Genomic DNA, 25,514 nt, shown 5'->3' on the forward strand with positions numbered 1-25,514 from the left:
ACTCGGCGACGAGGCCGGTCAGGCGACCGTGACGTCGGGCAGGGCGCGGTCGCGGACCTGGCCGAGGATCGCCACCAGGTCGTCGACCTGGTCCTCGGTGAAGATCATGTCCGGTCCCTGGGGGGCGTTGTCGGTGAACGGCGACTCATACAGTCGGGCGACCTCCATGACGCCGTTGGCGGTGAGGTGCTCGACGATGAGCTGGATGAACCGGAGCTGGTTGGCCGAGAAGGTGGCATCGGTGAGGTAGCGGTCGAACGCCGCGGTCGCGGCCTCTCGGTCCAGGCCGACCAGGGAGCGGACGAAGAGGCCGAGGCCGTGCGCTTCCTCCCGGGCCCGGGCGATGTCTTCCTGGGTACCGGCGCCGGACTCGAGCAGCATGGTCTCCAGGGCTGCCAGGTCCTCGGGGGTGAGCTGCAGGTTGCGGCGTAGCCGCTGCAGGGCGAGGTGGTCCTCGTGGTCGCGGAGGTAGGCACGGGCCTTGGCCCGGAACCGCTCCCAGTTGGTGCCTGGGGTGACGCCGGGGAGGTCGACCACGGTGCCCTCGCCCAGCTCGTCGGCGAAGTCGGAGTAGACGATCGCGCGCCGGGACTTCTCCACGAACCGCACCAGGCCACGGACCCGGCGGCGGGCGAGCTCGAGCAGCGGCAGGGTGACGTCCACCCACCAGGAGTCACCCGCCAGCTGGTCGAGCAGCAGCTCCTGGGCCTTGACCGAGGGGATCGTCGTCTGGCCGAGCAGGGCGCCGGCGATGTCCTGGACCTGGGTACGCAGCCGCTCGAAGAGGACGGCGTCGCCATCGAGGCGGGCGAGCTGCAGCCGCAGCAGGATGAGGTCGAACCGCTTGGCGTCCTCGTCGTCGTCGCGTTCGGAGGACGGCAGTCCGGCCAGGTGTCGGGCGACGTCGCCGGCCTCCTCGGGGGGCAGGTCCTGCCAGGCGTTCCAGTCGCGGTACTTCTCCACCCACTGCCGGGCGGGGCGGACCAGGAAGTTCTCGAGGTTCATGCCGGTGACGACCTGGTGCAGCGACCAGGCCACGTCGACGCGCAGCCCGCGTTCGGAGGTTTCGCCCTCGCCCACCGGCGGATCCTCGGCGTCCGTGGCGACGGCATGGTCGAGGGCGGTGACCAGGCCGAGGCGGGCCTCGAAGAGCCGCTCGGCCAGGGACTTCTGCACCGAGCCCTCCGAGGTGGGAAGGTCCTGGCTGAAGAACTCGAGGTTGCCGCAGAAGTCGAAGACGTAGAAGTTCTTCTTGTCCTGCCCGGGTCCGAACAGGTCCGGGCACAGGCGGGTGCCGCGGCCGATCATCTGCCAGAACTTGCTCTTGGCGCGGACCATCTTGAAGAAGACCAGGTTGACGACCTCGGGGACGTCGATGCCGGTGTCGAGCATGTCGACGGAGATGGCGATGTGCGGGGCCCTGTCCTTGATCGAGAAGTCGTCGATGAGGGACTGGGCGTAGGTCACCGAGTGGGTGATCACCCGGGCCAGGTGGCCGGCGTGCTCGGGGTAGTTGAGGTTGAACCGTTGCTCGATGAACTCCGCGTGCTTCTGGCTCTTGGCGAAGATGATGGTCTTGCCGATGCGGTCGCCGCCGGCGACCTTGTGCCCGTCGGTCATCAGGGTGGCGAGCACCTTGTCGACGGTGTCGGCGTTGAATAGGAACCGGTTGAGGTCTTCGGCGGACACCGCGTCGGGGACCTCGCCGTCCTCGTTCCACTCCAGGGAGTCCCAGTCGTCCTTCTCCTCCTCCGACAGGTCGTCGTACCGGATGCCCTGGCGCAGGAACTTGGTCGGGACCGAGACGCCCACCGGGGGCACGAGGTAACCCTCCGCGACGGCTTCGTCGAGGCTGTAGGCGTCGGTGGGGACGCCGTCCTCGAGGTGGAACAGGCTGTAGGTGTTGCGGTCGACCTCGTCCTTGGGGGTTGCGGTGAGGCCGACCAGCAGGGAGTCGAACCAGCCGAAGATGGCGCGGTAGCGCTGGTAGACCGACCGGTGTGCCTCGTCGATGACGACCAGGTCGAAGTAGCCGGGCCCGAACAGCCGCCGGCCGGCGTCGGTCTCGTCGATCAGGTTCATCATCGTCGGGTAGCTGGAGACGAACACCCGGCCGTCGGCGTTCTTCTCGGTCACCAGGTTCACCGTGGTGACGTTCGGCAGGTGGGTCTTGAAGGCGTTGACGGCCTGGTTGACCAGTGCGGTGCGGTCGGCCAGGAACAGCACCCGCTTCACCCAGCCGGCGCGCATCAGCTGGTCGACCAGGGCGATGGTGGTGCGGGTCTTGCCCGATCCAGTGGCCATCACGAGCAGGGCGTCGCGTTGCTTGGCGGTGAATGCGTCGCCCACGGCGCGGATGGCGCGTTGCTGGTAGTGGCGGCCGACGATGTCCTTGTCGATGGTGGTGTCCGCCAGCGGGAGGCGGCCCGTGCGGCGCTGCACCGTCAGTTCGAGCTCGTCGGCGGTGAGGAACCCCTCCATCCGGCGGGGTGGGTATCCGGCGGCGTCGTCCCACAGCCAGGTATGATAGCCGTTGGTGTAGAAGATCACCGGCCGGCGGCCGGTCATCTGCTGAAGGCAGTCGGCGTAGAGCTTGGCCTGCTGCTGACCGATCGCGGGCTCGACGGTGGTCTTCTTGGCCTCCACCACCGCCAGCGGTAACCCGTCGCTCCCCCACAGCACGTAGTCCACGAAGCCCACACCCTGGGCGTTGGGCATCCCGGTGACCTCGAACTCGCGGTCCCGAGCCTCGGTGAGCAGCCAGCCGGCTTCGCGGAGCAGCTCGTCGATGATCAGCTCGCGCGTCTGCGCCTCGGAGTAGTCGTGGGTGTCGATCGCGGCGGTCGCGGCCTGCGCCGCCTCGATCTGCCGGCGGAGCTCCGCGATCTCGGCGTCCTTCGCCGCGGCGAGGTCGTCACGCTCCCGCAGCGCGCGGGCGTGTGCCTCGTCCTGCTGCCGGAACTTCTCCGCCAGCTGCGCGACCTCGGCCCGGCTCAGCGGAGTGTTCTGCCCTGCCAGCTTCGGGTCGAACACGGCGCCGGTGGGCACCGCGGCCGGGTCGGTGGAGTAGCGGAACGCCGTCCACACCACGATGTGGTGCAACTCGCGGAGCACGTCGACCGCGACGCGAGGAGGCAGCGGCTGCACGTCGTGCACGGCGCGGTTGCCCAACTTCCGGATCAGGTTCAGCTTCTGCCCGATCCCCACACCCACCCGGCGCTGGAAGGCCGGCTCGTTGATCCGCGCAGACAAGTCGTCCCGGTAGGGCACCGGCAGCCTGTCGACGTCGTAGATCAGCCCGACCAGCTGTTCGGCCCCCCGGCGGGCGTAGATGCACGCGGTGCGCGGGTCAGACGCGAGGTATCCCTCGGCGCGCACGCAGTCCGTGTGGACCTCCGGCCACACGGTCTTGATGAAGTCGAAGTTGCTCACGCCTGAGTCCCCCGGATGCCCTTTAGATGCCTAGATTGAACGTATCGGCCGATTCGCGGAGGGACCCTGTGAATGCAGAGGTCCGTAGCGATTCGCGGAGCTCAAGTAGAGCTTCTAGGCCGTCTTGGGCTCTCAACCCCAAGGCCCTGATCGCCTGCATGCGCACCACGAAGCGCAACTGCTGTTCCATTGGGGGAGCGATGACATAGAAGGCCTTGATGTCCTTCAAGTTCACGGTCTTCTGGGCCGCGCCTCTTGCGGCGGCGTCGGCTTGCCGCCTCACCGCTGGTGACGCCATCTGAACCCAGAGAAACTCCGGATGAATGAGCTCGCGATGCGGTTTCAGATGTGCGATGTGCCTCTGGAAAGCGAACTTCCTCGCCGTTCGCACAACTGCCGGAACGCCGTACGAACCGACCGTCGAGTAGAGGACGTCACCTGGCTCAATGGGGCAACGGGCTGTCAGTTCTGCATGTGTTTCGTCGGAGATGAATTTGCTCGTCTCCAGGTCGATCTCGCCAGAGGCGATGTTGCTGACGAAGAGAAAGGGATGACCCGTTTGCGCCCAGGTCGGCGATTGGTGTGTTCCGTCGGTGATCCGCGTGCAGAGCTCGGCGAGCGGCACAGGTTCTGAAGCGCAATCGTCGAACATCTCGCGGAAGAGTGCCTGCGGAAGGGCATTGAGGTAGGCGAGGGCTTGGCGCCGCTTGGTGCGGAGCTCGTCAGCCTGATCGAGGATGGCGGCGATGCGGCGCTGCTCTTGGACGGACGGGAGAGGCACTTCGACCCGCGCAACGGTTGCCTTCGAGACCTCCTTGAACGTCGCCCCGTTACCCAATGACTGCAGGTATTCCTTGTGGGAGCTGAGCCAGTGGTAGAGGTACTTGGCATCAACGAGGCCAGCCTTTGGAATGAGGCTCTTGAAGCCCTGATTCGTCGCCATCGGAATCGTGTTGATGGCCACGTGTCCGATGGGTGCCCGTGAGCTCAGAAGCACAGAGCCCACCGGCAGGATCCTCGCAGAGCAGCTGGCCAGTCCGGCGGCAGTGAGCTTGCGTGGCGTGCTCCCGATGTATGCACGCTCAAGCACGCTCAGGTCGGCAGGCGTCGCCCACGAGATGTCCCCGCCCCAGTACTCGGCTACGGCGCTCTTGGGCGTCGCACCAGACACGATCTCGCAGCACTCACCCAATGCCACTCGCTTCAAGAGAGCATGCCCTTCAAGTCGGCCAGCCCGCGCTGGATCTCGCCATCCAGCTCCTCGAGGTCAGCAATGATTTCGAGTGGTGGGCGGTGCTCGACCTCGTCGTGCACGACCTGCTTGTACCGGTTCAGGGAAAGGTCGTAACCCTGCCCGACGATGTCCTCTTTTTGCACACAGAAGCTCTGCTCGGTCCGAGGACGATCCCGTTCTTCGCGGTCGCGCTGAGCCCATCGGGCGAGGACGTCAGGCAGGTCATTGGCCGCGACAGGCGTGCGCTTGTCGTCGAGACTGAATCCGTCCGCCTGGACGTCGTAGAACCAGACATGATCGGTCCCACCGCTGTTGGTCTTGGTGAAGAAGAGGATCGCGGTCGAGACCCCGGCGTAGGGCCGGAAGACACCAGATGGCAGCTTCACCACGGCATCGAGCTTCTGGTCTTCGACCAGAATCCGGCGCAGGTCTTTGTGCGCCTTGGAGGACCCGAAGAGGACCCCGTCGGGGACGATGACGGCGGCCCGGCCGCCCGGCTTCAACAGGCGGAGGAAGAGTGCAAGGAAGAGCAGTTCGGTCTTCTTGGTCTTGACGACGCGCTGAAGGTCCTTGGACGTGGACTCGTAGTCCAGGCTGCCGGCGAACGGCGGATTCGCCAGAATGAGGCTGTACAAGCCCTCCTCCCCGGCGGCCCCTTCCGAGAGCGAGTCGCGGTAGCGAATGTCGGGGCTCTCGACACCATGAAGAAGCATGTTCATGCTTCCGATACGCAACATCGTGGAGTCGAAGTCGTAGCCGTGGAACATGCTGCGGTGGTAATGCTGACGCTGCTGCTCGTCGGTCATAACGGACGGGTGTTGGGTGCGCACGTACTCCGAGGAAGCCACGAGGAAACCGGCGGTACCGCAGGCTGGGTCGCAGATCTGGTCGGTCGGGCCGGGCGCAGTCAAGTCGACCATCAACTGGATGATGTGCCGCGGAGTGCGGAACTGACCGTTCTGCCCGGCCGACGCAATCTTGCTGAGCATGTACTCGTACAGGTCGCCGTTGGTGTCGCGGTCCTGCATCGGCACGTCGTCGAGCATGTCGACAACCCGGGACAGCAGTGCCGGCGTCGGGATGGTGAACCTGGCGTCCTTCATGTGCTCGGAGTACGTGGAACCGTCACCGCCGAGCTGGCGGAGGTAGGGGAACACCTGCTCCCCGACCACCTTGTACATGACGCCGGGCTCGAGATCCTTGAAGTGCGACCACCGCAGTTCGGCCTGACCAGACTGGAACACCGGGTTCTCGATCGGTCTGCCCGTCCTGTTCGACTTCTTCTCGGCCAGGGTCTGCAGGTCGTCGAGGCGGCGGATGAACAGCAGGTAGGTAATCTGCTCAATCACCTCCAGCGGGTTGGAGATGCCGCCAGACCAGAACGCGTCCCAGATCCTGTCGATCTTGCTCTTGAGCTCACCGGTGATCACCGGGCAACCCTAGACGGCTCCACCCACAGGCACTTGAAGACACGAGAGCCGCCCCGACGGGTGTCAGGGCGGCTCTCGTTCAAGAGGGCTGGCTCTCCGCGGCGTGCGCCGCGATGACCGGCAATCTGCGAAGAATCTCCGCCAATTCTGCGAAGACCTCCCGTTGAAGCCCACGGGAATCGAATACGCGTCCTTGGTACGCCGGAGGAGTAGGCGAAGGAACCCCGGGTGCGCACACCGGCTTCTACGCGTCAGAAGCGTCTGGTGCGTGCTGGGGGCCGCCGGGGTCCATCAGCCTGGGCTGATAGCACGAAGGGTCCAGGACGCCAAGGTCGGCAACCGTCCACCACGTGCGCTGGTTCACGTCACGGCTTCGCCGCGGCGAGAGCTTCGCGCGCTCACCCACTGCACGGCGGACATCCCCCGGCACCCTCTCGGTCGCCGGCATCCGCCGGCCGCTCCCAAACGAGCCCACCGGAGGTCTCCGTGTCCCCCAACCAGCCCACCCCCGCTGATCCCGTTCCCTGGCCCCCCGACCAGACGCCTGCCGACCTCAAGGGCCTGGCGCAGGCGCTGTCTCACCTCCGTGTGTCCTCGTCGGCCACCCCAGCTCACTACCAGCGCATCACCAGCTTGGTCGAGACCGCGCCTCGGAAGATCACCGCAACACGGTTGGCGACCGCGGGCTTCCTGGACGGCGTCCAAGCACGCTCTGTTCTCGCCCGAAATGAACACCGGGATCTGACCCTCACGTGGGTCGCGGCAGGCACGGTTCACAATCGGGCGCTCACGTCCTTCGAACAGCGCCTCGCGGTCGTGTGCAGCGCTCGGGACGTGGGGCTCGTGCGCAACGCGGGGGCCGTGCCGATCGTTGAACTCCGCGAGATCCACCCTTCGAATCTCGCGCTCGCCACGGATGCCTGGATTGACCAGACGCGGCAGAAGCTCGAGGCCCAGGTCCTCGCGTCAACGCCCTGTCCTCCCGGGCAGGTCGTGGTGGTGGACGGCTCGCTGCCGCCCGGATGCGGTCGTGACGACGCGATCGGCATCGTGAAGTCGGCTCTGGACACCACCTGGATCAGCGACCCGGCCCTCTTCCCCGCTATCGGGGGGTGGCGTAGTCCTGCCTTGAGACTTTCGGCGCTCTGCCAAGGTGAGAGCGACCGCCTCACCGCATTTGTCCGTCTGCGCACAGCCACCGGAGCGCACCCGTGGGGATTCTCGCTGATCCGTGTTGAGACCTTCGACAACGCCGGCGGCATCGACTTCCTCGACGCCGCCTGCGCCCTCGCCGTGAGCCAGGCCCAACACTTGGGAAGCGCTGACCCGCGCGCGGAGTGCCAGCCCGCCGGCATGTATCAGACAGAGCTCTGCCTCAAGGCGCAGATTCCGCTCGCCCTCCGAGTGCTCCGCTGACCAGCACCCGGCGTCGACCGCTCGCACGGAGTGGCGACTGTGACGAAGTCCTAGCGGTGAATCATTGCGCGCTCCGATCTGCGCCGAACCATGCCGTTCATGAGCACCCCTGGAGGCATCCCCACGCACACGCTCACCCCCCTGGCTCTCGCGATCGGCGATGCGCTCGACGCGGGCTGGGATCTCGCCCACCTGCACGACGCGGTGCTCGCAGACTGCCCGGCCGAATCCTCCGCTCGGGACGTGCTCATCGACGTGGTCCTCGCGGCGCACGCGCTGCTGGTTGGGCTCGACCCAGCATGGCTCGAGCTCTGCCTCGTTTGGCCCGCACCGAGCTTGGACACCGCGGTCGTGCTCGCCACCGCCCGAGCGCGGCACCTCTCCTCGAAGAGCTGAAGTCATTGGTTGGGCCTGCTGCCCGCGCGCTCACGGTCCGCACCCGACACCCCGTGTCCGCATCACGGGTCCCACCGGGTCCCGGGTGCCCAAACCAATGGAGAAGAACCCATGCCCAATCAGTTGGAAATGGACCTCGAGAAGCGCGTCCACGATTCCCTCCCTCCGACCAAGCAGCGCCGACTGCGGTGGCTGGTCGCCGCGCGCAAGTACGCCGCCCAGGCCATCGCCGAGGCCAGCTGCCTCGGCCTGCACGACGCTCCGGGACTCGATCGCCAGGTCGTTCTCGCCGAGTCCGCGATCGAGGACCTCATCCCCGACCGGGCCGCGGCCGCAGCGCTCATGGCGGAGTACGCCGTTAGCGACGCCGCGTTGATCCACAACCGCGGCGACAGTCCCCTCGGATTCGACTGCGCCGTGTGCTCTGGTCGGTACGGGATCGAGAGCATCCTTGCCCGAATCGCCGATCTAGGCGACTAGCTCCACCTACTGCGGCCGGCACTTCACAGTGCCGGCCGCAGTCGTATGACCAGCGCTGGGCGTGAGACGCCAACGAAGTCGCTGGGTGGTTCAACCTGGCCACGCCTTGTCCGGTGAGCAGGTTGCGGATGGACAGACGCGGCGGACGGTCCCGACCATGTCAGTTGACTCAACATCGGCCACGGAACGCGCAGAAACGATGGCCGCGCCGCTCACCGACCCCGCATTCGTTCGAAAGCTCCTGCGATGGGCCGAGGACCCGGAATCTCCATCGCCAGAGGGCTGGTCTGGCGATCGACTGTTGTTCAAGGTTCTGGTCGTCGACGACCCTCACAGCGACCGCAGCCAGGGCAACGGCTGACCCGACATCAGTCTGATGACATTCGAATTTCGGTGAGCGATGGCGGCCTGTTGAGTCAGCTCAACGATGTGCCCTACACAACTTGTGAGCCTATTGCATCTCGACGAGGACCGAGCACGGTCTCCCGGCAACACCGCCCTACCGCCAGGAGAATCCATGCCGTTCAACAACAAGTACGCGCGAGAAAACAAGAGCGACCGCGCCCTAGCCGTCTTCGAGAGAGCCGGGCTGCAGACTCGGGACGTCGCGGCCGCGCTGGTGAATCGGATCAGCGCCGAGACCAGCGCGAAGTTCGAGACGCAGACCGATTCGGGCGTCGCCAAGTACGGGGTCCTGTACCCCGAGCTGACGTCCCTGAAGCAGAGGGACGCGTGGGTGTTCGAGGTCTGTGGGGGCGCTAGCGGCCGACGAGCGATGGAGGAGCGCACCCGACTCGGCATGGTTCCGATCTACGCACACCAGGTCAGCCGCTCCGCTGTGAGCCCTAACGCGCTGGTTGCCTTCGCATGTGTGGTCGGCCGCGTTCTGGTCATCGACGTTCTGAACTCGGCGGCAGAGGACAACATCGAAGACCAAGACGACGTCGACGACTTCGGCCACAACCTGTTCACGCAGTTGGTCCGGCTGGCGGTCGTCGCGCACGAAGGCCACCTGACGGACCTCATGTTTTCGCGCTGGGACCGAATGCTCCGCAACAGCCGCCACGGCGCCTACCTCAAGGAAACGATCGCCCGACGGGCCCACCTGCTGACACTGTGGGTGGACGGCAACCGACGAGACGTGAGCGCGCTGGGTTCGGAAGTCGAGCAGGTGGTCGCGATCGCGAACAAGCTCGCGGACGCCGAGAAACAGTTCAGCGGCGCCTACTCCAAGTGCCAGAACCACGAGTGGACCCGCCCCGAGTTCCACCTACCCTCGGGTGCTCGTCTCGGTGTCGGGCGCGACAAGAACACCGTCCACTGGTTGCCCGGTGAGATCGCGGTCGTTGCGGAGCTCTACGCTGCCTGCGCCCGTGGCGTACCGATGGCGCGCATCACTGACCTCGCCGTCGAGAAGGGTCTGCTGATGCGGCACCCACAACACCGTCGACCGGACGGGTCGATGAAGACTCTGGCTGAGGCGTATCCCGGCACCAACCGCGACACAGCTGAGCGCGACAAGGCTCGCCGCGAGGCGGCCGTGGCTACGCTATTTCGCGAGCCAGCACGCCGGGCCTACCGCACCGGCCGCTACCCGTTCCGGATCGTGGCCCCCGCACCTGGCAAGGCCATGGTCGATGGCGCCAAGGTTCAGTTCGCCAGCGGGCCTGAGCCTGTGTGGCATGAGCGTGAGCGAGGCAGGTCGCCACTGGACCTTCGGCACTACGGCTACATGGACTTCGAGCTCGACTGGGGCCTCCCCATCATGCCTGACGATCGCGCGACCCCGATCGACGATTCGACAGATCCGGTCGAGGGCCTGCATCTGAGGCGTAGTCAGTGGGAAGCCATCGAGAAGCGATACCACCGCGCAGATGCGAGCTTGCCGGCGAACGACCAGCCCACCTTGAACCGAGGCCGCGGCGGCGCCACCAGCGTTGACGACGACGCACGGCGGCCGTTCGTCGGGCTTGCGACGTGGATCGACCGAAGCACCCTCAGCGGGCTGACTCCTGGGGAGCAGCTTCAGGTCGACGAGGACGGTGCATTTCGGAGGGTGGAACGCAAGATCTGTGGGGCTGGCGCGGGCCTGCTCACAGTTCGCGAGCGCATGCCTCAGGAGCGCGGCTGGGACACGAGAGAAGGCACTCATGTGGTGACAGTGGCCGATGGGGCCCTCGCGCGAAGCGTTGTCGGGTTCCTTCGGCGGATCGTGCACGAGGCCGGAGAGGGCACTGTCCAATTCACATCTTCTCGACGCGTGAAGTCCGGCACCGATCGCCGTACCCGACTCGAGCGCGACGCCTCAACGGCCGAGCGGGAGGCCGACGACCACGCAAGGCAGGCGGCCGCGTTCCGCGTCATGGCTGCGGCAGCCCTCGGACAGCACGACGACATGACCAGTGACGACGCCCTCAAGGCCGCGCATCCGTACCAGGAGGACGCCGCCGAAGCCGCACGGTCGGCAGAAGCGGCCCGCGCCACCGCCGCCTCCCTACGAGCAGAGGCAAGCACCCTCAGCGGGACGCGCCAGGTCGAACTCGACCTGACGGAGCTATCCGTCCTGGCTGACGTCCTCGAGGCCAAGGCAGATGAGCCTCAACCCCGTTTCGTCCGGGAAGTGTCGGACGCCTTCGTGGCCGTCTTCCGGGACACGTTCCGCCTCGTGCCCGACGATACGAACCCACGGCTCGCTTGGTGGTCGGGCACAGCCCACGTGACAAGGGACGGCGAGACCATCACCCACGCGTCGGGACGCCTGCCGCTCGTGAACCAGCGACGGCCATCCACCTCGTCTTCCTCGGCGCCGGCGCTTGCCGAGGCTCTCGCTGCCGTACACCTGCGAGACGGATTGCCGCTATCGGATGCGCTCGACCTGCATCAGGGCGAGCGCAAGCGCGCCCTCACGCGCATCCGTGGGTGGCTTGCCGACAAGGAATTGACCAAGCGCGGGTTGCGCGAGGGCCTCCTGGACTGCCCAATCCCCCAGGCGAGACTCGCGGTCTGGGCGACAGTGACCGACGACTATGATGCGGCCGCACATCTCCAGCAGGGCTTTCGGCAACACCTCGGCACCGTCTACCTCAGCGATCAGCACCACCACTTCCGATGGGTCTACGGCCGCACCCAACTCGCCCGTCGCGCCCTCAACGCCATGCTCAGCCAGACCCGGCATGGCGACGGGGTCCTCGTGCAAGAACTTGCCCGCAGCCTCAGCGCCGGCGTGGGCGAGATCAACTACCTCACCGACGGCGGCACAACCTCGAAGTTCACCAAGGTCTTGGTACGAGACCGAGCAAACCGCAATGTCGTCCGGCTCCGCGCCTGCCCGCACGACGGCTGTCCCGCCGCCGAGGGTCACCGATGGGCAAGCCACTACATCCCCGTACCCGAGACCCTCGTGGATGGTGGCTACGGGCTGCTCTGCCCCGACTGCCGGCGCCTACCGAACCAGCGTTACGCCCACGTGGTCTTCCCGGCGGCCTACTTGGAGTACTGGGACCTCGCGGAGGACGTCTACGAGCCGGGGCGGACGCTGCTCGATGGACCCTTCACGATCGTGCGTGACGAGTCGCACTACCGGCCAGCAAGTGACATCTCTACCCGTCCACGGGAACTGGGCATCGAAGAAGCGGCGGCCCTCCTCGGCGTCCGAGCTAGTGCCCTCAGACATTGGGACAACCGCGGGCTCGTCCACGCGCGACGAGTCCAAATGGGCCCCGGAAGGCCGCAGCGAGTCTTCGCGCGCACCGAGCTTGAGCGGATCTCCACTCTCCCGTTCGTCCTTAGGTACTTGGCATCGGAAGGCTAGGTGATCAGGAATCGCCCACGCCTGGCCGGGTTCGTCCACCAGCTGTCATGGGATCGGTTCGACCCGTCCCCAAGTCGAGGGCGCGCCTCGTCCGCACCGATCACCATGCGAGTGCCTGTTGGGCCGCCCTCAGCCAGGTCGTGGCACAACGGATCGCCCACCGACGGGAGCAATACCTTCACTCGCATCCATACGATTGGGGACGCCGTCGCCTGCCCTATTCCGCCCAGAATGACGCTCGCTAATCACCGCCGAAGCAACATCGTCTTGACGGCTTGCGTACAAACCGGTATTGAACGGGTACTTTCTGGCGTCCGATCTCAGTCGCTCAGTCGAGCGTGTCATGTGAGGGACCGCGTTTCTCCCCTTCAACTGTCCGTAAGCGCAGGTAGGGTGCCGCCACAAGATCTACAGGGGGAAAGAACGTGCCGAACTACCCGTACATCTCCGGACCGGCAGGGCTCGTCGCAACGTTTGGCCAACTGCGAAAGGGCTTTCCGACCAAAGTCGACGCAGGCTACCTGAAGCGGTTCAACATCGCGCCCGCCAACGAGTCGTACGTCATCTCGATCCTGAAGTTCCTCGGCCTGATCGACGAAGAGGGCAACCGAGTCGAGGACAAGACCGACTACTTCTGGGGCAATGACGACGCGTTCGCCTCGGGCTTGGAGGGCACGCTCCGGAACGCCTACCAGATGCTCTTCGATGAGATGGGTGGCGACGCGGCCCTCGACGCCGACAAGAGCGCCTTGGTGCACTGGTTCCGCGCCTCCGACAAGACCTCTGACCTTGTCGGTCAGCGTCAGGCGACGACGTTCCAGACCCTGGCCGCGCTGGCGGGACATGGCGACCTTCCTCCCGTCCGCAGCACCGCTGCCAAGAAGACCGCCGCCGCCGGCAACACCGGGGCGACCAAGAAGACGACCGCGGTCAGGAAGGTGGCTCCGAAGAAGGAAGCCGCGACTGCGTCCGCGACCGGCGAGGGTGACGGCGAGGTCGGAACCGGCGTCAAGGTGCAGACCGGGCAGGACGTCGGGCTGACCGTCCGCGTCGAGGTCAATCTGCCGCCAGGCGGCGACGCAGACACCTACGACGCCATCTTCGCGAGCATCAAAAAGCACCTGATGTCGTGAGCGGCCCGCTGGACCGCTTCGAACGCATCGCGAGGTCTGTCGGCGCGGAGCAGGCCGAGCGCGTCGTAGAGGCCGCCGACACTGCCGTGGTCATGGAGGCCGCCCTCGTCGAGATCATCCCGGAGGCCGAGGCCGAGGAGGCGCACCCCTTCGAGTCGCGGAACATCCACCCCGACCTACCGCCAAAGGTCCGGAAACTCTTCGACGACGGCCACTGGGAGGAGTCCGTATTCCACGCATTCAAGTTCATCGAGAAGGAGGTCAAGCGGATCAGCGGGGTTCGCGGGAAGATCGGATTCGACCTCATGATGAACGTCTTCAACGAGGAGAAGCCCGTCCTCCAGTTGAACGCCCTCTCGACCGACTCGGACCTCGACGAGCAGCGCGGCTACAGGTTCATCTTCGCAGGGGCCACCGCAGGCATCCGGAACCCACGGGGGCACGAAGTCGAGGTCGGCGACACGCCGGACGAAGCCCTGGACTACCTCGCGCTCGCCTCGCTCTTGTTGCGCAGGCTTGATGCTGTGAAACTCCGCTAGCACCACCCGCTGGCAGCAATGCGGGAGCCGTCGATCAGTTGGGCCGCAAGCCGGACAGGGCATGTCGTGGCCCAGCGGCACGTCCAGCGCCCTAGTAGCCCGGTTGGCATCGCCAGGACCGCGTCAATGGGCTGGGCCATGGTCTCGTAGTTCGCGGTCGTGAACGTCGTGCCGATCAGCCCGGCCTCCTTGGCGACGATGGCCCACATGGCGTCCTGGAGCGCGTTCTCCAGCCACGGGCCACGGGCAGCATCGACGGCTTTGCATGCGAGGTACCAGGCACGTTCCGAGCGAGCGGCGACCTGCTTGCGGACGGCGGTCGTCGCCGGAGCGGCGTACAGGTTCTGCCGGGCCGTGTAGATGGAGGCCTTGGTGGACGAGTAGGTGCTCTCGATCGTGTCGCGCTGGGTGCTGGTTGTCGCCGCCAGCAGGTCGAGGATCGTGGCCACCCTGCGTCCCGCCCCTCGTCGCCCGAGACGATCTGCCGGATCGTGCCGACACCGCCGGGCCAGGTCACAGCCTCCATCCCGTGAGTACTCGCGCCGCGTTGACCACGGACGTCCCCACCACGGGGAGTACTTCATACCCACCCTCGTCGGGCTACTGACGCTCTGCACGACGCTCTGCTCGGACAGGTAGGAGACCAGCGTCTCGCTGAGGAGCCAACCGTGGTTGTAGACCTGCGTCCCCAGAGAAGCACCGGAGTCGTCGGTGACGATGTTCGGGTCGCGACGACTGCGGAACACCGACTGGCAGAAGCCGCTCGGGGCTACGGTGTTCAGCGGATCGTCCCCAGCGGGAGCCTGCTTGGTGAGATTCATGGGTGCTCCTTGTGAGGTGGGACGGACGGTGCGAGCACTGCTCGATCACTTGCCCCACAAGGGCTGGGCCACTGGCCCCTCGACAACCAACTGGTTGACGGGTCAACGATACCTCGTCCTCAGGGGGAGGGGTTAGCCGATCTAGTTCCGGCTCGGTATGTCGACTAACCGACCTATGTCGGCTAAGGTGCTCTCATGAAGGCTCGACGGACGCAGGCGCGATTGGCAATCGCTGCCGCCCTCTTGGCTGGCCCGCAGAGCGTGAAGTGGGGCTACGAACTATCCCGACAGGCCGGGGTGGGTGCCGGGTCTATGTATCCGTTCCTGGCTGAACTGCTTGCGGCCGGACACTTGACGGACGGGTGGGAGGAGCAGCCGGCAGCAGGTCGACCGGCCCGGCGCTACTACCGGATCACCGACTCGGGCGAGGAGTACCTCCGCGACTTCCTCGCCTCGGCTCCCGCCGCTAACCGCTCACGCCGGCACACAGCCATCCGGCGGCGTCCGGGGACGGTAGAACCGTGAGCGCCCTGACGTTGACCTGGACCACGCTGGCCGTGCTGTTCGTGCTCGGGGCCGCGCCGGTCTTCGTGGTCCGTCTGGCCGCTCGCATCTACCCGAAGGGTCACCCCCGTCGCGCCGAGTTGGTGGCCGAGATGCAGCACGTCGCGGGGCTGCGCATGGCCCTGGCGCGCTGGTACTGGATGAGCGAGACGGTTGCGCTGGCCGTCTGGGAGGGAGTGGCCGCACGGCTCGACCAGACCGTGGAGGGCACGCCTGAGATCTTCACGATCACCACCTACGGGCCAGCCACGGCCACGATCTCCCGTGGGCCCGACAGGCTCCACTTCACCTTCGACCGCCCGGCCAGCGAGAGAGTGCTGGACCCGTCCAATCAGGACGACGCGATGCTGATCGACCGTATCAAGCAGCAGAGGAAGGCCGGTCGCAGGTCGCGCCCCTTCAGGTCGGCTCTCGCCTACTACTACCTCGTCCGCATGACCATGGTGCGGACTAGGCCGACGCGATACCGCCGAGTGCGCGTGCCTCGGCCCGACGGACGGCACCGAGCACATGCTCGTACGTCCACGTTTCGACGTCGCGGACCTCTCCCGTCCGGTCGTCCTTGACCGGACGGCGCACTCCCTCCGCCATCAACTGACGGGCAACAGCGGAACCTGAGAGCCCCGCGGCATGGAGCGCGGTGATGCGATCCTCGACCTCGACCGGGATGACGCTGGGGCGTCCGGTGTGCTTGCCCTCCCTGCGGAGTTGGGCAAGGACTGCCGAAGTCCTCTTGCCGAAGAGGCGACGCTCGAAGTCACCGAAGAGCGAACTGGGCGAAGGCGAGCCATCCCTCCGGCGTGCTGGTGTCGAACGCCTGCTGGATGGAGTAGATGTTCCACCCGGCTCCCCCCTCAGCCACCGGGTCCACCAACCGGAGCAGCCGCCAGCCCTTGCGGTAGAGCCGGTCCACGTGCCGCACCACGACCACGTCGGCGTCCCCGCCGTCGACAAGCGCGGCGACCTCGGCGAAGCCAGGCGGTCGTCGTCGATGCCCGACAGGGCGAAGTCCTCCACGATCCGGAGCAGGTCCCAGCCCCTGGCCTCGCAGGCCTCGCGGACCTCGGCCTCCTGCTGCCGCAGCGACAGCCGCTGCTCCTGCTCGGTCTTGTCGCGGTCGGCCTTGCTGATCCGGACGTACCCCACTGCTCGCATGTCGTCTCCTCGTCCTGCCACGGGCAACCGGGCGGTTGAGGTCAACTCGCTCACTGCCGGATGCCTCGAGGTCGCGAGTGGTTCCGAGCCTTGTGTCGATTGCGCAGACCGGAAGTGTCCGCACCGTGCTGGCCATGATGAACACCCCTGAAGTCGCCTTGGTCGCGACCGTCGACGACCGCATGATGGCCAACAACTGGCCCGTAGTGGCCCGTGAGCATCCTCGCGTCGGCCCGCCAGGAATCCGCCACGAAGTTCTTTGGCACCGCACCGGTAAATCTGCGGACTGCCTGTCCTGGCGTGACAACGCCGGACAGGTGCGGGGTCTGCTGTACCACTACCGGTGCGACTTCCCTCCGTATGAGCGACGCGGGAACGTCAACCTCTTGATCGATCCGGCGTGGCATCGGCGCGGACTCGGCAGCTACCTTCTGGCCGAAGCGGACAGGCGCTGGGAACTCGACTTCTCCCAACAGAGCTACACGACGGCCGGTCTCGCGCTGGTTCGGACGCACCTCGGCACGACAACGAGAAGGCCGTTCTGATCGGCGGTGGGCTACGACCGTCCGAGCCTACGTCGCCCGCAGCGCGCGGACGTTCTCGTCCGCGCGCCATCGTCGTGCTGTAGTGCTACGGACCTGCCGCGATCCGCGCATGGGCAGCCGCGTCATACCGCGTACGAGACTGGACCCCGGTCAGGATGCTTGGGCGGGGTCGGGGCGGTGGCTCTTCCAGATGAGGTCGAGGGCGACGCTCAGGGCCAGGATGACGAGCAGGGCCACGAGTGTCCCGGGTTCGTCGACGAGCGTGGTCACGGTGAACGACACCAAGACGACCACGGTCGTTAGGTCGGCGACCAGGAGTACCCACAGGTTGGCTCCGGTCTCCTGGCGGATGCGGAGGTGGCCGAGGGTGACCAGCGCGAAGACGACTAGCGCGACCGCGCTACCGATCGAGGCGATCGCGTTGAGGTCGAAGAAGACCGCCAGCACGATGGCGGCGATCGCCGTGGTCACGATCCCGGTCGAGGCGCGTCGGCCGACCCGCGCGCCCATGGCGGGTGGGAACTGACCACGGGCGGCCATTTCGTCGGCCAGACCGGTTGCCGGGTAGAGCCCGGAGTTGGTGGCGCCTGCCGTCGCGAACAGCGCCGTCACCGTCATCATCCAGTAGCCGGCCTGGCCTAGCGTCGGCTCGGCGGCAACGGCGAGCGCGGTGCCGCCGGAGTCGATGACCTCTTGCACGGTGAGGGTTCCGAACACCCCGATGGAGACACCCAGGTAGACGACGGTTGCGATCCCCAGCGCCAGGTACACGGCCCTTGGGAGCTGCCGCTGGGGATCGGCCAGGTCCTTGGCCGTGAAGGTGATGACGCCGAAGCCGAGGAAGGCGAAGAAGGTCAGTGCGACGCTGGAGACGATGTCGGCGAACGGTGGGTACCCGGAGAACGCCAGCAGGTCGCGGTCGGCGGAGGAGAGCGTGGCGACCGAGAACACTGTCAGGATGCCGACGACCACGACGACCACGACGGTCTGTGCTCGGGCGACCGTCCGCGACCCGAGCACGTTCAGCGCCGTCATCACCAGCAGCACCAGGACGGCGAACGGCTTGACCCAGGCGTCGTCGTTGGTGAACGCGTCGCTCGCGTAGCTTCCGAAGGAGACGGCGACCATCGCGGTGATGATCGCGTTCACCGCGAGCAGCATCCAGGCGATCGCACCTGTGAAGTGGCCATCGCCCCAGCCGCGGATCACGTACTCGAGGAATCCTCCGCCCGATGGGTAGCGCGCGCCCAACTTCGCGAACGAGTAGCCCTGCAGCACGGCGACGATGCCGGCGAGCAGGAAGGAAACCCACACCGCAGCGCCGGCGACCTCGCCGGCCGAGCCGAGCAGCGCGAAGATGCCGGCGCCGACCATCGAGCCGACTCCAATGAAGGCGGCCTGACGCACGGACAGCCTGGGGGCCGTGCTGTCACCAGGCCCCGACGGGTCACCCGACAGGTCCTCGACCATGGCACGACCCCCTCGCCCACCTGCGCCGCTCATGAGCGGCCTACCGTCAGGGTGCCGCTTCCTCCCACGCAAGCGCCATCCCCGGGCTTAGGTCATTCCGCGATGTTGCGAACCGGCGTTGCTGGTGCGGACTCGCCGATCTCCCTTGCTTGCTCGGCTCAGATAGCCCAGCCCGAGGCGAGACGGCCCTCGAGCCAAGGACTCGAGGGCCGCCGGTGAGACGGTCGGAGCCGTCAGACGGTGCACAGCGACTTCCCCGTCGCTAACCGGGTCACTTGGACTCCTTCACCGTCGTCTTCGGACTCGCCTTCCCGTGCTTCGCCGTCACGTAACGGCCCGAGATCGCGCTGCGGAACTTTCCTCCGCCGGACTTACTCCCCTTCGCCATGGACATCACCTCCCTTCACTTCAGACACACCTGTCACTCGACAGTGTGTTCGAAGTTGCGGGAAATCTACGGCCGGCGCGGCCGCCCAGGCACTACGTCTTGTGGTCTCGAAGAGTCCCGGGCCCGGTCGGGTTCCTCCGAAGTCACTGCAATCGAGAACCAACCTGCGGTCTGGTCTCAGCGCCGGCGCACTCGGGCGAAGAAGGTGCGCGTGGCCTCGGCGCTCTCGTTCGTGACCATCCGAAGGCCGCCGTGCTCGCGAACCGGATCCTCGACCAGGAGGCCCTTCCTGATGCGGGTATCGAGCATCGCCACGGAGACTCCAATCTCCTTTGCGAGCGTGCTCAGCCGGGTGGCTCGCTGCAGCAAGGCGTCCTGTTCCTTGAAGTACAGGCGAACGTTCTCAGCGGTGTCGACCGGTGCGTGGGCGTCACGCGCGGTGAACTCCTCGAGCGCAAGCCCGGCGCGACGGATGTAGTGCCGGACGACGTCGTAGTCACGCAGGACTTCGGCGGCGAGGTCCTTGAGGGAAACCTGGCCGGCGACTCGCTCCAGCTCCGCCAGGAAGTCAGACTCGCGGATCAGGTACCCGCCCTGGTACCGGACGGCGGGCAGCTCGCCGGCGCGGATGCGCCCGGCGACGGTCTGCTCGGTGCGTCCGAGCGCCTCGGCGACCTCAGCGGTCGTGAACGTCGCCTCGCCGTCGACCTCAGGCAGGATCAGCCAGCCCGCGTCAAGCAGCAGGGCGTCAATGCGGGCGGCGTCCTGCGCGAGAGCGGGGTGGTTTCCCGTGGTGCAGCGTTGAGTCGTCGGGACCTGCAGCGTGCCCAAGTCGGAGATGATGGACTGCTGCATCAGCTGGGAGATCTTGCGCAGCTTCTTGAGGCTGCGGTCCTCCAGGGTGTACGTCGTGTGCACCAGGGCCGCGCTCGGACGGTGACCGATGGCGCTCTGGATGTGCGACTTCTTCACCTTGCCGACTTCGAGGTCGGTCACCAGAGACTTGCGCAGGTAGTGCGGCGTAGGGAGGCGGAACTTGCCCTCGATCTCGTCCTTGTCCGCCGAGCACCGGATTCCCTCGGCCTTCGCAGCCAGAGCGAGTTGTCGCCGGAAGGACCCCGCTCCGGACTTGTCTCGTGCCTTGAGCCCGGGGATGAGCCGCGCTCCGTCCCGTTCGAGGCCGTTCTCGTCGACGTGGAAGACGCGGATCACAAGGCGGATGAGGTCCATGAGGGAAGGTGGAACGACCACGAGTCGCACGGAGCGGAGGTTCTTCAGCTGGTCCTTGGAGTCGGCGACGACCACTTGTCCTTCGGCGTTCGTGAACTTGAACGCCCGGCCGCCCTGCTTCCAGATGCGCAGGACTCCGGGCTTGCCCGGGCCGTGGTCGGTGATGTCGGTGAGGTGGATGCCGAACGCCTCGCTGATTCGCAGCCCGAGGGTGCGCATGAGCCACAGCGCGAGCTGGTGGACGACGTGCAGGTGGCCGGCCACGCGGGCGCAGTCCTGGAGGCTTGCCGCGACCACCCGCTCCTTCTTCTTGATGCCGGGCTTGCCGGGCAGCTTTGCATTCCCGACGTTCGGAGGCACCTGGATCCCGCTCTGACGTGCATGCTCGAGAACCGCCAGCAGCACCCACCGGGTGTTGCGGGCCGTGGACCGCTTGAGCGGACCCCGGGTCTCGCCTTCGGTGGGGGTGGCGCCGCGGCGAGCGGTCACGAGCCGCGCCGCAGGGTCGTAGAGATCGGCGATGCGGAACTTCTGGACGGGCGCGGTCACGGCGGGGCGGATGTCATCCTCGCGCAGCCGCGTCTTGAAGGTCGACAAGGAGGCCATGCCGGGGATGGCCAGCGCCTCGGCGCGGGTGACGAGGTCGTCGGGGTGGACTCCGTCGGGGAGCTCGGCGCAAGGTGTCGGGTCCCCGTCGAGGAGCCAGCGGTACAGGTCCCGCTCGTTCTGGCGGGAGAACGTCTCCAGGTGCAGGTCGTGCCGCTTGAAGAACGTGTCGATCCGCCGGATGCCTGCCTTCACGGCCTCGGCGCGGACGGCGTCGGCGCGGAAGTCCTCGAGGTAGACCTCGCGATGCCAGTCGGCCGCGACCTTGGCGAACTCGGTGCCGGCGCGACGCTTCTGAGACAGCAGCTCGGGCGACGGCACAGGGAGCGGCTGGCCGCTTCGGCGTGCGCCGTCGCCGCGGACGAGCCAGTCGAGGGCGTCCTGGCGTGCCTTGAACGTGTAGCCCTGTCGTTCCCTGGCGCCGATGGCCTTGGGCAGGCTGGCCTCCCAGGTGCCGGCGCGGGTGGGTCGGAGGTTTCCCGGGTGCGTGCTCACGCCGCCGCCCCCTTCGCGCCGAGCACCGACTCGAGCAGCGCGATGGTGCGGTCCCGCTCGGAGGCGACGGCCAGGGCTGCGGAGAGCTCGGCCCGAAGCTGGGCGATCTCCTCGCGGAGGGTGCCGACGAGCCGAGACTCGCGGGCCGCGGCGAGGGTGGGAGCGACCTCGCGGACCTGGTGGGGCTCGAGGTCGCCGGCGTCGACGAGGTCGGAGGCGGGGACCCGCCAGGTGCGGCGCCCGGTGGCGTCCTGAACGGCGTTCGGCCAGCGGCCGGCGGCGCGCCAGTCCTTGACGGTGCACAGGTGCTTGCCGATCAGGTCGGCGGCCTCGGCCAGGGTCAGCAACTGGTTGGCGTCGCACGCCGGGTCGGGCTGCGTCGGGGTAGTCATGGCCGGGACCGTCGTGAGCACCGGAGGCTGCGCAATCGCTGCACGTCGAGGGTCAACCAGGATGGTCAGGAGGGTGCCGCGGCACCCCTGATGACCCCCGTTCCCCCCTGCGACCGGGGGTCGCTCCCAGCGTAGGCAGGCGGGGACGACGACCTGGGGTGACCGGGGGTGTCCAGGGGTCAGACCCCCGGGATTCCCAACATGATTCCCAAGATTGGGGTGCCCGAGGCCCCCTTCAGGGCCAAAAACGGCCGCGAAAACGCGTTGACCCCCGCCTGAGGCGGGGGTCAACGTTCCCTGAAACGTGGCAGGTGCAGGATTCGAACCTGCGAAGCTTTCGCGACGGATTTACAGTCCGCTCCCATTGGCCGCTCGGGCAACCTGCCGTGCGCACCCCCGCTCTTGGCCGGGGGACAGCAAGTGGGAACAATAGCGCAGCAGCACATCAGTCGTGAAAACGCCGCCGCCCCGCCCGAGAGGGGCGCCCAGAAGGAGCAGAGATGGCCGACTCGTCGTTCGACATCGTCAGCAAGATCGACCGGCAGGAGGTGGACAACGCGCTCGGCCAGACGGCTCGGGAGATCGCGACGCGGTTCGACTTCAAGGGCACGGGGGCGACGATCGAGTGGCAGGGCGAGCAGGCGATCGAGATCACCGCGAGCGCCGACGACCGGGCCAACGCGGTGCTCGACGTGTTCAAGGGCAAGCTGGTCAAGCGGCAGGTGTCGCTGAAGACCCTCGACGCCTCGGAGCCGCGTCAGTCCGGCCAGCAGAGCAAGATCGCGGTCGCGCTGAAGGAGGGGATCAGCTCCGAGAACGCGAAGAAGATCACCAAGCTGATCCGCGACGAGGGCCCCAAGGGCGTCAAGGCGCAGATCCAGGGCGACGAGCTGCGGGTGTCGTCGAAGAAGCGCGACGACCTGCAGGCGGTGATCGCGCTGGTGAAGGCGCAGGACTACGACTTCGCCGTCCAGTTCACCAACTATCGCTGACGGCGTGACCGCCACGGGCAGCACGACCGCGACCGCCGATCCCTCCGAACCCGGAGCGGGCCGGCCGCCACGACGACGTCGGATCGACCCGCTCGGCCCCGTGCTCGCGCTCGCCGCGGGCGTCGTCTACGTCCTGCACGGCTTCGGGCACTACCTCAGCCGTGACCTCGGCCTCTATGCGTACGCCGGCCAGCAGGTCGCCGACGGCGTCCTCCCCTACGAGGGAGTGATCAACCGCAGCGGGCCGCTCAGCCACCTCGTCCCGGGCGTCGGCGCGTTCCTCGGCCGGCTCGTCGGGGTCGACGACCTGCTGGCGATGCGGGCGTTCTTCCTGGTCCTCTCGATGGCCTGCATCTGGCTGGCCTACCTCCTCGGGCGCGACCTGCTCGGCTCCCGCCTCACCGGTGTCACGGTGGCCGTCGCCCTGCTGTTCGTGGACGGCTTCACCCAGTACGCCTCCGGCGGCCCGCGTGAGAAGACCACGCTGATGCTCTTCCTGCTGGCGTCCCTGATCGCGCTCGCCCGGCGCCGGTTCGGCTGGTCCGGGATCTTCGTCAGCCTGGCCACCCTGACCTGGCAGCCCGTGTTCTTCGTCGGCCTCGTCACCGGCCTCGTCGGGTTGATCGCAGTCGAGCGCGGCCGCCGGCTCGGTGCGATGGTCCGGTTCCTGGTCGGCGGCCTGGTGCCGCTGGCGATCTTCCTGGTCTGGTACGCCGTGGCGGGCCACCTGCGCGACTTCCTCGACTGCTTCGTGCTGATCCACGTGCAGTACACCCAACAGGAGGGCTTCCAGTCCGAGCCGGACGTGATCTGGGAGGAGGTCCGCAAGGCCTACGGCCCGTCGCTGTGGATGCTGATCGGCGGCGGCATCACGCTCCTCGTCGCCTGCGTGCGGATCCTGCTCAGCACCGAGCGCCGCGCCGACCCCGACCGGCGGCTGGTGCTGGCCTGCGGGGCCGGCTTGCTCGCCGGGTTCCTGTGGAGCCTGCGGGCGTTCAACGGCTGGCCCGACGCGTTCTTCGTGCTGCCGATGTGCCTCATCGGCGTCGGCGAGGTCGCCCGGGCGGTCGCGGCGCGGGTCCCGGCCCGGGTCGCGGTCGCGCTGGTGGCCGCCTGGACCGTGGCGGCGACCGCGAGCGCGGTGGACTTCTCCTGGACCGGGCGCTCCGACGTCCTGGACGAGCAGCAGGCCAGCGTCGACGCCGTGATCGGGGTGCTCGGGGACGACGTCGAGATCACCTCGGTCGAGGCGCCGCAGGCACTGGTCCTCACCGGGAAGACCAATCCGACCCAGCACCAGATGTTCACGCTCGGCCTCGAGGACTACGTCGACGACACCTGGCCGGGCGGGCTCGAGGGGTTCGCGGCCGGCATCCGGGAGGACGCACCCACCCTCGTCGCGCTGGGCACGCTCAACCCGACCTGGCTGCGCCCGGTCCTCGACGAGGACTACTGGAAGGTGTCGACCACGCCGGGCTGGACCTGGTACGTCAACAAGTCCGTCGGCCGCGACACCTACCAGCAGCTGCTCGACGCCACCCGCTCCTCCTCCTGACCGTCCCGTCGAGTTGCGCCTCGCTGTCCGTTGAGTTGCGCCTGGCTGGCCGTTGAGTTGCGCCTCGCTGGCGGTCGAGTTGCGCCTCGCACCGGCGAGACGTCGCAGCGAGGCGCAACTCGACAGGGTCAGACGCGGCCACGAGCCAGGCGCGGAAGCTAGGCGACGCCGACCGGCTCCCGGCGAGGCTCCGGCACGTCGCCGGCGGGCGGCTCGGCGAGGACGTCGTCCAGCGACGACCTCGCGTCGTACGTCGCGCGGTCGAGCAGGCCCTCGCGCTGCGCCACGATCGTGGGCACCAGCGCCTGGCCGGCGACGTTCGTCATGGCCCGCATCATGTCCAGCACCGGGTCGACGGCGAGCAGCAGCCCGACGCCCTCCAGCGGGAGGCCGAGGGTGGACAGGGTGAGGGTCAGCATCACCACGGCACCGGTCGGCCCGGCGGTCGCGGTGGAGCCGACGATCGAGACGAACGCGATCAGCAGGTAGTCGGACACGCCGAGGTCGACGCCGAAGAACTGGGCGACGAAGATCGCGGCCAGTGCCGGGTAGATCGCCGCGCAGCCGTCCATCATCGTGGTGGCGCCCAGCGGCACCGCGAACGAGGCGTACTCCGGCGCGACGCCGAGGTTGCGGGTGGTGACGGTCTGGGTGACCGGCATCGTGCCGACCGACGAGCGGGAGACGAATGCCAGCTGCAGGGCCGGCCACGCGCCGGCGTAGAAGCGCAGCGGGTTCAGCCCGTGCAGGCGGAGCAGCACCCGGGTAGACCACCAGGAGAACGATCGCGCACCCGACGTAGACGTCCACGGTGAAGACCGCCAGCGGCGAGAGCAGGTCCCAGCCGTACGTCGCCACGGCCGCGCCGATCAGGCCGAGCGTGCCCAGCGGCGAGAGCCGGATGATCCACCAGAGCACGGTCTGCACGACCGCGAGGAACGACTCCGCGAAGCGGAGGAAGGGCTCGGCCCGCTCCCCGGTCTTGAGGACCGCGGCCCCGATCAGGGCGCCGAGCACCACGATCTGGAGCACGTTGAAGCCGAGCGCGATCGAGCCGTCGTCGCCGGCGCTCGCGGACAGGCCGAGGATGTTGGCCGGCACCACCCCGGTGAGGAAGTCCAGCCAGGACCCGCTGGTCCCGGGGTCGGCCGCCGCCCCGGCGTCGACGCTGGTGTGCAGGCCCGGGTCGGTGAGCAGTCCGAGGCCGATGCCGACGGCCACCGAGATCGCCGCGGTCACCGCGAACCAGAGCAGTGTCTGGCCGGCGAGCCGGGCGGCGTTGGTGACCTTGCGCAGCTGGGCGACGCTGACCACGACCGCGAGGAAGACCAGCGGGACCACGATGGTCTTGAGCAGCGTGACGAAGCTGCCGCCGATGGTCTCGAGCGCGAGCGTGAGCCGGTCGAGCTGGTGGTGCGGGCCATGTACCC

At 67.5% G+C, this 25,514-nt stretch carries 18 protein-coding genes, 1 tRNA gene and 2 pseudogenes; 11 read left to right on the top strand and 10 right to left on the bottom strand.

What is annotated here, in order from left to right; genetic code table 11:
• Window positions 1-18 precede the first annotated feature (18 nt).
• From EKO23_RS16345 to EKO23_RS16355, 3 genes are read right to left on the bottom strand one after another with little or no spacing between them, the layout of a single operon-like run.
• Entirely contained in the window at window positions 19-3,432 is a 3,414-nt protein-coding gene (locus EKO23_RS16345; protein WP_134719192.1) for a DEAD/DEAH box helicase family protein, read from the bottom strand.
• 22 nt (window positions 3,433-3,454) lie between these two features.
• On the bottom strand, window positions 3,455-4,630 hold the full coding sequence (locus EKO23_RS16350; RefSeq protein WP_167880516.1) for a restriction endonuclease subunit S: 1,176 nt from the start codon (window positions 4,628-4,630) through the stop codon (window positions 3,455-3,457).
• Between the two features lie 5 nt (window positions 4,631-4,635).
• Complete coding sequence (locus tag EKO23_RS16355; protein ID WP_134719194.1) at window positions 4,636-6,096, bottom strand: type I restriction-modification system subunit M; 1,461 nt, start codon at window positions 6,094-6,096, stop codon at window positions 4,636-4,638.
• Between the two features lie 486 nt (window positions 6,097-6,582).
• On the opposite strand from EKO23_RS16355, the gene EKO23_RS16360 reads away from it, so the two are divergent.
• From EKO23_RS16360 to EKO23_RS16385, 6 genes are all read left to right on the top strand, one after another.
• The gene (locus EKO23_RS16360; protein WP_134719195.1) at window positions 6,583-7,512 is read left to right on the top strand and encodes a hypothetical protein; all 930 of its coding nucleotides are present in this window, start codon (window positions 6,583-6,585) and stop codon (window positions 7,510-7,512) included.
• Between the two features lie 99 nt (window positions 7,513-7,611).
• Window positions 7,612-7,908: a hypothetical protein gene (locus EKO23_RS16365; RefSeq protein ID WP_134719196.1), complete on the top strand. Its 297-nt coding sequence runs from the start codon at window positions 7,612-7,614 to the stop codon at window positions 7,906-7,908.
• Window positions 7,909-8,037: 129 nt separating this feature from the next.
• Window positions 8,038-8,388: a hypothetical protein gene (locus tag EKO23_RS16370; protein ID WP_134719197.1), complete on the top strand. Its 351-nt coding sequence runs from the start codon at window positions 8,038-8,040 to the stop codon at window positions 8,386-8,388.
• A 517-nt stretch (window positions 8,389-8,905) separates the two neighbouring features.
• Window positions 8,906-12,199, top strand: coding sequence for a MerR family transcriptional regulator (locus tag EKO23_RS16375; RefSeq protein WP_134719198.1), 3,294 nt, complete (start codon window positions 8,906-8,908; stop codon window positions 12,197-12,199).
• 425 nt (window positions 12,200-12,624) lie between these two features.
• A complete protein-coding gene (locus EKO23_RS16380; RefSeq protein ID WP_134719199.1) occupies window positions 12,625-13,332 on the top strand; it encodes a DUF5343 domain-containing protein in 708 nt (235 codons plus the stop codon).
• Window positions 13,329-13,871 carry a TIGR02391 family protein gene (locus EKO23_RS16385; protein WP_217702662.1) on the top strand — a complete coding sequence of 181 codons (543 nt, stop codon included), beginning with the start codon at window positions 13,329-13,331 and terminating at the stop codon, window positions 13,869-13,871. The genes EKO23_RS16380 and EKO23_RS16385 overlap by 4 nt, the downstream gene beginning before the upstream one ends.
• Here the strand turns inward: EKO23_RS16385 and EKO23_RS16390 are convergent.
• Window positions 13,868-14,692, bottom strand: coding sequence for a hypothetical protein (locus EKO23_RS16390; protein WP_134719200.1), 825 nt, complete (start codon window positions 14,690-14,692; stop codon window positions 13,868-13,870). The two genes, EKO23_RS16385 and EKO23_RS16390, sit on opposite strands and share 4 nt — an antisense overlap.
• 195 nt (window positions 14,693-14,887) lie before the next feature.
• Between EKO23_RS16390 and EKO23_RS26730 the strand changes: the two genes are divergently transcribed.
• Window positions 14,888-15,217 (top strand): PadR family transcriptional regulator, encoded by a 330-nt coding sequence (locus EKO23_RS26730; RefSeq protein ID WP_134719201.1) that lies wholly within the window; start codon window positions 14,888-14,890, stop codon window positions 15,215-15,217.
• Window positions 15,214-15,822 carry a hypothetical protein gene (locus EKO23_RS25365; protein ID WP_167880514.1) on the top strand — a complete coding sequence of 203 codons (609 nt, stop codon included), beginning with the start codon at window positions 15,214-15,216 and terminating at the stop codon, window positions 15,820-15,822. Before EKO23_RS26730 ends, EKO23_RS25365 begins: the two co-directional genes overlap by 4 nt.
• A gap of 191 nt (window positions 15,823-16,013) precedes the next feature.
• Here EKO23_RS25365 and EKO23_RS26230 read toward each other — a convergent pair.
• Window positions 16,014-16,411, bottom strand: a pseudogene (locus EKO23_RS26230) (recombinase family protein).
• Between the two features lie 134 nt (window positions 16,412-16,545).
• Between EKO23_RS26230 and EKO23_RS16405 the strand changes: the two are divergent.
• Window positions 16,546-16,956, top strand: coding sequence for a GNAT family N-acetyltransferase (locus tag EKO23_RS16405; RefSeq protein WP_134719203.1), 411 nt, complete (start codon window positions 16,546-16,548; stop codon window positions 16,954-16,956).
• Between the two features lie 150 nt (window positions 16,957-17,106).
• Here the strand turns inward: EKO23_RS16405 and EKO23_RS16410 are convergent, their stop codons facing one another.
• The 4 genes from EKO23_RS16410 to EKO23_RS16425 all read right to left on the bottom strand — a co-directional run bounded on the left by EKO23_RS16410 (window position 17,107) and on the right by EKO23_RS16425 (window position 21,923).
• Entirely contained in the window at window positions 17,107-18,363 is a 1,257-nt protein-coding gene (locus EKO23_RS16410) for an APC family permease (RefSeq protein WP_246051132.1), read from the bottom strand.
• A 628-nt stretch (window positions 18,364-18,991) separates the two neighbouring features.
• Window positions 18,992-21,145, bottom strand: a complete 2,154-nt coding sequence (locus tag EKO23_RS16415) for a helix-turn-helix domain-containing protein (protein WP_134719205.1) — start codon at window positions 21,143-21,145, stop codon at window positions 18,992-18,994.
• On the bottom strand, window positions 21,142-21,537 hold the full coding sequence (locus EKO23_RS16420) for a helix-turn-helix transcriptional regulator (RefSeq protein ID WP_134719206.1): 396 nt from the start codon (window positions 21,535-21,537) through the stop codon (window positions 21,142-21,144). Before EKO23_RS16420 ends, EKO23_RS16415 begins: the two co-directional genes overlap by 4 nt.
• A 305-nt stretch (window positions 21,538-21,842) precedes the next feature.
• Window positions 21,843-21,923 (bottom strand) — tRNA-Tyr (locus tag EKO23_RS16425).
• Window positions 21,924-22,037: 114 nt separating this feature from the next.
• Here EKO23_RS16425 and EKO23_RS16430 point away from each other — a divergent pair.
• Entirely contained in the window at window positions 22,038-22,529 is a 492-nt protein-coding gene (locus tag EKO23_RS16430; RefSeq protein ID WP_134719207.1) for a YajQ family cyclic di-GMP-binding protein, read from the top strand.
• A gap of 4 nt (window positions 22,530-22,533) precedes the next feature.
• Window positions 22,534-24,084 carry an ArnT family glycosyltransferase gene (locus EKO23_RS16435; RefSeq protein WP_134719208.1) on the top strand — a complete coding sequence of 517 codons (1,551 nt, stop codon included), beginning with the start codon at window positions 22,534-22,536 and terminating at the stop codon, window positions 24,082-24,084.
• Between the two features lie 158 nt (window positions 24,085-24,242).
• Here the strand turns inward: EKO23_RS16435 and EKO23_RS26600 are convergent.
• Window positions 24,243-25,425 (bottom strand): annotated as a pseudogene (locus EKO23_RS26600) (dicarboxylate/amino acid:cation symporter).
• Between the last annotated feature and the right edge of the window lie 89 nt (window positions 25,426-25,514).

The organism is Nocardioides guangzhouensis, assembly GCF_004519545.1.
Classification (GTDB): domain Bacteria; phylum Actinomycetota; class Actinomycetes; order Propionibacteriales; family Nocardioidaceae; genus Nocardioides; species Nocardioides guangzhouensis.

Bases quoted from the DNA above. Each gene is read 5' to 3' on its own strand.
- EKO23_RS16405 (WP_134719203.1), top strand. From the start codon at position 16,546: ATGATGAACACCCCTGAAGTCGCCTTGGTCGCGACCGTCGACGACCGC.
- EKO23_RS16420 (WP_134719206.1), bottom strand. From the start codon at position 21,537: ATGACTACCCCGACGCAGCCCGACCCGGCGTGCGACGCCAACCAGTTG.
- EKO23_RS26730 (WP_134719201.1), top strand. From the start codon at position 14,888: ATGAAGGCTCGACGGACGCAGGCGCGATTGGCAATCGCTGCCGCCCTC.
- EKO23_RS16375 (WP_134719198.1), top strand. From the start codon at position 8,906: ATGCCGTTCAACAACAAGTACGCGCGAGAAAACAAGAGCGACCGCGCC.
- EKO23_RS16370 (WP_134719197.1), top strand. From the start codon at position 8,038: ATGGACCTCGAGAAGCGCGTCCACGATTCCCTCCCTCCGACCAAGCAG.
- EKO23_RS16430 (WP_134719207.1), top strand. From the start codon at position 22,038: ATGGCCGACTCGTCGTTCGACATCGTCAGCAAGATCGACCGGCAGGAG.
- EKO23_RS16390 (WP_134719200.1), bottom strand. From the start codon at position 14,692: ATGAATCTCACCAAGCAGGCTCCCGCTGGGGACGATCCGCTGAACACC.
- EKO23_RS16365 (WP_134719196.1), top strand. From the start codon at position 7,612: ATGAGCACCCCTGGAGGCATCCCCACGCACACGCTCACCCCCCTGGCT.